Source organism: uncultured Kiloniella sp. (genome assembly GCF_937128705.1).
In the GTDB taxonomy this organism is placed as follows: Bacteria; Pseudomonadota; Alphaproteobacteria; order Kiloniellales; family Kiloniellaceae; genus Kiloniella.
Genome location: NZ_CAKZMP010000189.1, coordinates 1 through 7,047 on the forward strand (window position 1 = coordinate 1; position 7,047 = coordinate 7,047).

Here is a 7,047-nt window from a genome sequence, read left to right on the forward strand (position 1 = left end):
ATATTGAGAAGCTCATCATTCATGGTTTCCCTGGTGATTTCATCAAGCGCACCAAAAGGCTCATCCATAAGTAATAAGTTTGGTTCAAAGGCTAAGGCTCTGGCAATCGATACACGTTGTTGCATACCACCAGAAAGTTGTTTTGGAAAGCAGTTACCTTTATCGGTTAACCCGACTAATTCTAGTAAATGATCCACTTGATGATGTTGATCTTCCGGTAATATTAATTGAATATTTTCTGTTACCGTCATCCAAGGCATTAAACGAGGTTGTTGAAAAATATATCCTAGTTTGGGCGAATTGATTTCTACTCCATTATCTCCGAAGTAATTAATTTTTTGTTGGCGGTCATTACCAATACCTGCTAACAAATTAAGAAGGGTCGTTTTACCACAACCGGATGGGCCAAGAAAACTGAAAAACTCACCCTTTTTAATTGCTAAATTAGCATCGTCTACAGCGGTAAAATCACCGAAACGGATTGTTACATGTTCTAAATCTACACCTGAGCTCATGAGGACCCCACGACCACTCTCTCGGGAAAGATAAAATCCCGAAAATAATTATTTTAAGGATGAAGAGGGGCACAGAAAATTCTGTGCCCCTTACCGAACTCACCTACAGGTTAAGCTGCCACGAATTTATCGCGGAACTCTGTACGAAGCTGTGCATACCAAGTTGGCTCAGCAGGCCAAGCAAAGAGGTTATCAAGAGCATCGCCCGGATAAGCTTCTGCAAAATTCTTCTTGGATTGTTCTGAAAGGTGCGCATCGGCACCGATCACAGCAGAGTTATATCCGGTCAAATTCGCAGTTAGACCACCGTTTTCAGGACGATATGAGAACTCTAGGAAAGCGTAGATCTGATCAATATTCTTGGCACCCTTCGGCATAGCAAGACCATCAACCCAAGCCAAAGCACCTTCTTTGGGTGCCTGATACTGAACTGGATTTCCTTCGCCTTTCAGCGCAAGGATTGGGCCATCCCAAGTTTGCCCCATGATAACGTCTTCCTGCATCAAGCCGTTTTTCTGGCCATCAGCATCATTCCAGAATTTCTTGACGTTTGCTTTGCGATCAATACAGAATTTAGTGATCTTGGACCACACATCCTTCATATCATCTTCGCTATTGTAAGCGCGCTTGACATCACCCGGTGCAAGTTCACCGATGGTTTCCATGTAAAGACCCGCACCAAGCATCATAGAGTGCGGACGGCCCATCATTGTGTTTTCACCACCATCTTTCCAAAGATCGCCATAACTAGGTACGCCGCCTTCAGGTGTCCATTTATCTGTGCGCCATGCAACGGCCTCTGTTCCCCATAACTGAGGGAGCCAATGAGATCCTTTCCCATCAAAATTCCAGTCAGTTTCACCCACTTTAGCCATTGCTGCGTTAACACGGTCAACCTTAACTTTGTTCATGTCAAAAGGCTGCAACAGGTTAAGGGGTTGCCACTGTTGTGCGCGCATATTTGTCGGCGAAATAACATCAAATCCACGACCGCGTGTCGCACGAAGTTTATTGATAATTTCTTCGTTAGACCCAATACCAGTATGATTGATTGTAATCCCGGTTTCTTTCTTGAACGCTTCCTTAAATTCTTCCGGAAGGTAATCGGACCACATCATCACATTCAGCTCTCCGGAAGAGGAAAGCGCACTTTTGATAAATGCGGGCGCAGCCAATGTTGAAGCGCCAGCGATTGCAGCACCTTTTAGAACTTTACGACGGCTTACTGTAGTTTTTTTAAGTATTGTCATTTTTTTCTCCCATACTCCTTCATCTTATCAACGAGGAGGGTCCCTGTTCACAGACCTGAATGTGCAATTGTTTGCAACTCATGGCTGGTTAATGTTTATGACTTTAGACTTCACTTAAGATTAACTTTAAAAGATAGACTTTCCTCGGCACCTCCCTGAGATTGGATTGTAAACGCGCGAAATAACTGGCTTTGTTTCAAAGCAAATAGTCTGATTATGATTGAGAACAATAAAAACCGCATAAGCTCTGTAAAGAAGCGGGTACACCAAAAAGGCTGAATAAGTATTTTTCTTGATAAAGCGCCGGCCATCACCAAGAACATCCCCGAATGACATTTTGCTCTTGGGCAAAACCCATTTTTCGCTCCCTATACATAATCATTCACAATAAAATTGAACGACCAGTTGTACTTATCAATCGGTAGAACTGATTTTTGACTTATTATCTAAATCAATTCAAACGTTGACTATTTTCTTACCCTTGAAGAACCAGAGAAAAGGACGTGGAAACTGGTATCAACAACGGCAAAACAGTTAAAGTACTCGCCCCGCTTCACTGATTTATAAGCCAGGGAACAGAACACAAAAGAAGTAATCCTTTAAGAGCCACGAGAACTAAAATACATCATTTTGATGATTATTCCTAAATCTATTTATCAACGGGATATTTTTACACCCAAAAACATTTCAGGAACCTGTTGGTAATTAAATCTGTATTTTTATTCAGAATAATTACCTAATCAATTCATTCGAATATCTTAATTCATTCGTTTAATTCAAAGTACTCCTCATGATTTTCAGATATTACGGTAAATGAATTAGCCGTGGTTTATAGTACCAACAGGAAAAACTATATGAGTCCAACTTCGCGAGATTGACGACAGGCAAGAAGAGAAAGTTGGTCTTGTATTTATTTACGTATCTCTAGCATAAAATCATCGACTTCTTTCGATAAAGACAATAGTTCTGCCGTCAACTGTTCAGAAGATGTAAGAACAACGCCAGCTGCTTGGCCTGTCTCTTCAGAAGCTCGCATAACATCACTGATGTTTTTAGAGACTCTACTGGTTCCATCAGCAGCCAACCTGACATTACGAGACATTTCACCCGTCGCGGATGTCTGTTCTGTGACGGCCGCAGCAATACCAGCTGTAATTTCATCCACATTACCTACCGCCTTAGTCACTTTAGTAATCGCATCAGCAGCAACACTTACTGTGTCCCTAATTGTTGTAACCTGGGAAGAAATATCGTCTGTCGCAGTTCCCGTTTGGGTGGCGAGATTTTTCACCTCTGATGCAACCACAGCAAAGCCTTTACCAGCGTCCCCTGCTCTTGCAGCTTCAATGGTTGCATTCAAAGCAAGTAAATTTGTCTGATCAGCAATTTCACTAATCAAATCGACAACCGCACCAATTTTCTCCGCGGCGTCTGAAAGGCTATCTACGGCACGGTTTGTTGCCTGAGCATCTGTGCTGACCTCTCTCGAAGCTGTTGCCGCCATCGACGTTTGTCGGCTAATCTCTTCGATCGAAGCCGTTAATTCTTCAGATGCTGCGGCAACAGATTCCACGTTTACAGAAACGTCGGAAGATGCCTCTGATGCTTGGGATGACTTGTTTTGTGCCTGAGTTGCCGTCGCATTCATTTCTTGAGCTGTTTGACCAAGTTGAGAAACTGACGTTTGAACGCTTGAAACAATTCCCTTCACCCGAATATTAAACTGATCAGCAAGCGCATCCATTTCCTCTTTGCGTTTTTGTTCAGCAATTGCTTTTGCTTCTTCGCGTTCTTTGCGCAAGCGTTCAACATGCTGCGCATTTTCTTTGAAAACATTCAACGCAGAAGCCATTTCACCAATTTCATCTTGTTGGCCCGTTGGCACTTCAATGGACAGATCCCCTTCGGATATTTCTTTCATCGCCTCAGACAGGGATACTAATCGGGAAATAATCATTTTACTCACGACAAAATACATTACGGCTGCGGCGAGCGCGACAGAGATTCCAAGAATGACCAAAAGCCATATTTTTCCATCCGTCACCGCTTTACTTGAAAGCATAACAGAGGAAATTGCGCCATCTTCAGCTGATCCCGCAATCTTATCTACCAAGTTTTTGAGAGCATTAGAAAGCGCTGCATTATTAATCAGAAGTTCGTTAGAATTATTATTTTCCGAGATTTGAGCAATTCGCAACGAAAAGACATTCTCCTCTCCTAATAATAAAGCATCTATTTTTTTCGCGAGCTCTCTAATTTTAATTGCTTCTTGCGATATATCATCACTGATAAGAGATATATTATCTTTATTTCTTCTCGCTGCCTCTTTGACTTCTGTCTCTGCGACTTCAATACGGTCTTGCTCCTGGTATGTCGCGACTTCTGCAAGTAAAGAAAAAATCTGATTGGTATCAACTTGCAGCGAAGACGAAACCTGACTTCGAGTGACAGATATCAGAATTTCGATTAACTGATTCGTAACGTCCGTGCTACCGAAAGAGGCATCGATTGTATCTTCAACGGTTTTCCTAGCCGCTTCTTGATAAGGCCCGACAATCCCATCGAACTCACGCTTAGTCGCCAAAAGTTCGCTCATCAATGCAAGACTACGTGTATTGAGATCTAATTGTTGAGCAACTGAGGAATTCAATCCCGACAAATTACCCTTTAATTCTTCAGACGTTTGCTCAAGGAGTTTACTTGTTTCCTGATCAAAGCCGCTTTCATTCAATGCAACAATCAAATCATCAAGCAAAGCCTCCTTTTCCTGAAGAGAAGCAAAGACATCGTTTTTTTCCTGTTGAGATTTAACTGTGATAAGAGCAGGTGCCGATGACGCAATATTCGTAGCAGTTTCCGAAAGCTCTAAAGCAATCGACATTTGAGGAATGCTTTTCTTTGATATTTGCTCGAAAGCAATACTTACACCATCAAAAGACAACCAACTGACCAAGCTGGCGAGCAGAGTAGTAGAAACAATACTACCAACTGCCAACATAAGTTTGGTTTTTACTTTTAAAGCTTGTTTTCTACCTGATGTTTTTTCGACGACATCATCCACATCAATCTCTGCATTAATTTCTGTATCAGACACATCACTCTCCTGTCAGGCTTTATAAGCCACTAAAAGACAACATTATTTGGGGACAACCACCCTCTAAATAGGACCAATTCAATATATTAATGAGTCCAGTCCAGAAGCATGCTATGCTTTAGGAAAAGATGGCCTAGATTAGCACCCACTAATTTAAAGATGTTTAAATCGAATTTTGATCTCGAGTCTTGTGTCAGGGGGAATAAGAATTGGCGAGTGATATCCTTTTCCATTTAGAAAAGAAAAGTCGAGAGTCTCTTCAAAGTCAGCTTCGCCGCGCTATTCTAAATGCTATTTTGAATAGTACTCTGCCTGCAGGGTTCAAGTTACCTTCCAGCAGAAAGTTGGCCAATGATTTAGGGGTGTCCAGAAATACTGCTATTTTGGTTTATCAAGGTCTGACTGATGATGGTTATCTCGTCACACGTGAACGAAGTGGTATTTTCGTCAATGAAGAGTTTGTGGAAAGCTTAGAACAATCCAAGCTTTCGCGAAAAGAACCAAAAGCGTCTGAGCAACCCGAATATGAAAAACCGGAGTGGACCAACCGTTTTTTTATGCGCCCTTCAGAGCAACACTACCTGAATCTCCCCAAAGATTGGCAAGACATTCCTTTTCCCTTTGTTTATGGCCAGCCAGACAAACGTCTTTTTCCCCTTACCGCCTGGCGTGAATGTAGCAGGCTAGCCCTGAGCACACGGGATATGGCGGACTGGATCCATGACGATAAAATTTATGACGATCCCCAGCTGATCGAACAGATAAGAACCAGATTGCTTCCAGCCCGCGGTATCCATGTATCCAGCGACCAAATCCTCGTCACACTGGGGGGGCAAAATGCGTTATACCTTCTCGCCGGGTTACTCGTTCGCCAACATACGCGTGTTGGCATTGAAAATCCGGGTTACCCTGATGCAAAAAACATTATGCGACTTTTCACACCAAACATTACCCCTATCCCTGTCGACGAAAAGGGGATGGTTGTTGATGATCATTTGAATGATTGCAACTATGTTTTTGTAACGCCGAGCCACCAATGCCCGACAACGATAACCATGCCACTTTCACGACGCAGTAGGCTTCTGGAAAAAGCCAATGAGCAGGATTTCCTCATCATCGAAGATGATTACGAAAACGAAATCAACTATTTTAAATCAGCAAGCCCTGCCCTAAAGGCATTAGATACAAGCGACCGGGTTATTTATACCAGTAGTCTCTCTAAAACTCTTTTTCCGGGCTTGCGCATTGGATACATCGTCGCAGCACCCGAACTTATTGAAGAACTTAAATTTTACCGCAGACTGGTTGTCCGTTACACCCCCAGTAACAATCAACGTACCGTGGCGCTTTTCCTATCGCTTGGATACTACGACAGCCTTATCTATAGCCTGCGTCGTAAATGGCACAACAGATGGAATTCTGTTCACAAAGCATTAAAAACCTATATCCCCGAATGTAGCTATTCCCATTCTTCCGGGGGGACATCTTACTGGATAAAAATACCCGAAGGTATAAGCGCAAATTTGCTCGTCAAAGAAGCTTACAAAGATGGGGTATTAATAGAATCAGGAATGCCTTTCTTTCTGGAATCACCCGCGCCGGACACACATATTCGCATCGGTTTCACCTCCATCGAAAATGCAAAAATCGAACATGGAATCAAGCGGTTGGGAAAAACAATTGACCGGATGCTTAGAGAAAAAAGACATCCCCCGGCAATACAAATAGATAGCAGATAAACGAAGCCAAATTTTTGGACTCCTGTTGGACTCATCGAATGGGTCCAAATGGAGCTATCCTCAACCTCTAAGACTGGAAAGAATTACCTCGGAACTTATTCCGTTAAATTACCCAAGCAAAGCTCTGAGAATCAATCAGAGAGTTCTTCGGTTAATTGACTGGTATTATTTAACAAACGAGGAACAATTCATGTTGAGTCAGCAGCCAATAGAATGCCCCAATGCATTGCTGCATAATGCTGCTCAATATGCGCCAGCACGTACAGCTATCGTCAATGCAACCAGCCCCATCGCCATGGAAAGCGCCCACCTCGCCCAAAAGGCAGGATTGATAGAACCTGTTCTCGTTGGAGACAAATCAATCATATCCAAATTATCAAAAGATATGGGGTGGAATCTATCAAAGATCGAAATTCACCACGCAGCAGATGAAGAAACAGCAGCAAAAA

Annotated in this window: 4 protein-coding genes and 1 pseudogene; 2 read left to right on the forward strand and 3 right to left on the reverse strand. The window is 42.6% G+C overall.

Annotation, left to right across the window (positions count from 1 at the left end; translation table 11 throughout):
* The 3 genes from Q0241_RS10360 to Q0241_RS10370 form a co-directional block, all read right to left on the reverse strand.
* Positions 1-515: ABC transporter ATP-binding protein (locus tag Q0241_RS10360; RefSeq protein ID WP_299377054.1), on the reverse strand; the 515-nt coding region annotated here is incomplete at its 3' end.
* 110 nt (positions 516-625) lie between these two features.
* Positions 626-1,765 carry an extracellular solute-binding protein gene (locus tag Q0241_RS10365; protein ID WP_299377056.1) on the reverse strand — a complete coding sequence of 380 codons (1,140 nt, stop codon included), beginning with the start codon at positions 1,763-1,765 and terminating at the stop codon, positions 626-628.
* A 910-nt stretch (positions 1,766-2,675) separates the two neighbouring features.
* Entirely contained in the window at positions 2,676-4,859 is a 2,184-nt protein-coding gene (locus Q0241_RS10370) for a methyl-accepting chemotaxis protein (protein ID WP_299377058.1), read from the reverse strand.
* Between the two features lie 209 nt (positions 4,860-5,068).
* Between Q0241_RS10370 and Q0241_RS10375 the strand changes: the two genes are divergently transcribed.
* Both Q0241_RS10375 and Q0241_RS10380 read left to right on the forward strand, forming a co-directional pair.
* Positions 5,069-6,598: a PLP-dependent aminotransferase family protein gene (locus tag Q0241_RS10375; protein ID WP_299377060.1), complete on the forward strand. Its 1,530-nt coding sequence runs from the start codon at positions 5,069-5,071 to the stop codon at positions 6,596-6,598.
* Positions 6,599-6,788: 190 nt separating this feature from the next.
* Positions 6,789-7,047: pseudogene (locus tag Q0241_RS10380) on the forward strand (phosphate acetyltransferase); the annotation flags it as partial.

What these genes read in the sequence shown, in the direction of transcription:
- Q0241_RS10365 (WP_299377056.1), bottom strand. Translation starts at nt 1,765, where the DNA reads ATGACAATACTTAAAAAAACTACAGTAAGCCGTCGTAAAGTTCTAAAA.